The sequence below is a fragment of the Sulfolobus sp. B1 genome (genome assembly GCF_007050195.1).
GTDB lineage: Archaea > Thermoproteota > Thermoprotei_A > Sulfolobales > Sulfolobaceae > Saccharolobus.
Genome location: NZ_QIMI01000231.1, coordinates 1 through 1,593 on the forward strand (window position 1 = coordinate 1; position 1,593 = coordinate 1,593).

At 32.8% G+C, this 1,593-nt stretch carries 2 protein-coding genes and 2 pseudogenes; all 4 read left to right on the top strand.

The window, feature by feature from the left end; all coding sequences use genetic code 11:
- A pseudogene (locus DMP16_RS09750) lies at positions 1 to 271 on the top strand (DUF4382 domain-containing protein); the annotation flags it as partial.
- A 108-nt stretch (positions 272 to 379) separates the two neighbouring features.
- Positions 380 to 664: a hypothetical protein gene (locus tag DMP16_RS09755; RefSeq protein WP_069283682.1), complete on the top strand. Its 285-nt coding sequence runs from the start codon at positions 380 to 382 to the stop codon at positions 662 to 664.
- 110 nt (positions 665 to 774) lie between these two features.
- The gene (locus tag DMP16_RS09760) at positions 775 to 1,431 is read left to right on the top strand and encodes a DUF5752 family protein (RefSeq protein WP_069283684.1); all 657 of its coding nucleotides are present in this window, start codon (positions 775 to 777) and stop codon (positions 1,429 to 1,431) included.
- Positions 1,428 to 1,593: pseudogene (locus DMP16_RS09765) on the top strand (glycosyl transferase family 1); the annotation flags it as partial. The gene DMP16_RS09760 and the pseudogene DMP16_RS09765, both read left to right, overlap by 4 nt.

Below are 1,593 nucleotides of genomic sequence, written 5' to 3' on the forward strand. Positions count from 1 at the left end.
CAGTTCAAATATGACGTTCTTAACTTCAGCTAGAATACCAGCAGGTGAATATAATGAAATATTTTTGCAAATATCAGCTGCACAAGTTACTATAGGAAATGTTAACGTTTCAGCTAAACTGCCTAGTGAAGTTCTTAAAATACATATTATAAATGGTATGGATTTGAAAGGAGGTTCTACTGAATCACTTTTGATTAGTTTCCCACATATCGCATACGCTAACGGTCAAGTGATAATAAGCCCGTCTATTACAGCTCAAGTCATTAGTTAAGTTTTCAGCAAAATAAAAACTCTAAATTAAGCTGTTCCATTTTTTTGAAATTGACAAGCTATTGTAACATTAATAGCACTTTTAAATATAAACTCCTTTTGGCATCTTATGCAATATATTTGTCCTTCGTGTAATACTAATGCTTATTCAATTACCTCTCTTAAGAAGCATTTTAGAAAATCTCACTTGAGCAAGTGTGAAATTTGTAATTATGTTAGCAAGAACGTAGTTCATCATTATAGAAGGTTAGCATTACAAGGTGATGAAAAACATTTAGTATTATGGTACCTTTCAACTAACTTAAAGGACTCAGAAATAAAGGTAGAGCTGAAGAAAAGAGCAGTCTATTTATTAAGACGTAATTATATAGCAGAAGAGGTAGTCATAAGTTAGATAAGTTCTTACTTATCTGAGAAAAAAGAATTTATTCAAATTAGGTAAAAATTATTCGACGATACGATATGAAGTTAGGTTAATAAAAGTTTATGTACATATAAATGTATATGATGGATTTAGATTCTAAAGGAAAAGGTATGCCTTTTGAATTCTATGGAGCTTACTATCCACCTATATACTCTAAGCTAAAGGCTAAAAACTTGAGAGAGCTGGTAATAGGTATAAGAAACGCCGATAAGTACTCATTATTTTATCACGTTTTTCATCCCATTTTCTCCTCTCACTTAATCCCTGAAGAATACTCAAATGATTTCGCTCACTGGATAGCCGAAAACCTTGGCTATAAGGAATTGGCTGAGTTAGTCTCTGACATCCCCGGAGCAGAGCCTAGAACCGTTGAAGATATTAGAAAAGATCTAATTGAAATTCTGGAGCCTAGAGCAGATGATAAAATAGCGTTATATCCCTTTGTTTTCATTTCTTGCAGACCAATAGTATATAAAACAAATTATAGCGCAAATACTTTAGCAGAATTTCTTGATTTAATACAGCAAATTCCATCTAGATCCCTAGTATGGCATTTTGTGGCAAAAAGGGTCTTAGGATATTCTAAGAGAAATGATTTCTCTGAATGGATAGAAATGAATTTTGGTTTGACAGATGTAGCTGAGGCTTTGAGCAAATTAGATCCTCAAACGTACGTTAATGAAGAAATTCTTAGGAAAGATATAATCAAAACGTTAGAGAGGGGGTTGTTAAAATGATAGAAAAATATGAGAAATTTATAGGGGAACACGAGCTGGATGCAATATTCAGAATTGCTGAAAAAATAAAGGATTTGTCTATTTTACACGTGAACTCAACAAAGGCAGGAGGAGGAGTTGCTGAAATATTGAACAGAATGGTTCCATTGATGAAGGAATTAG

Bases quoted from the DNA above. Each gene is read 5' to 3' on its own strand.
- DMP16_RS09755 (WP_069283682.1), top strand. From the start codon at position 380: ATGCAATATATTTGTCCTTCGTGTAATACTAATGCTTATTCAATTACC.
- DMP16_RS09760 (WP_069283684.1), top strand. From the start codon at position 775: ATGATGGATTTAGATTCTAAAGGAAAAGGTATGCCTTTTGAATTCTAT.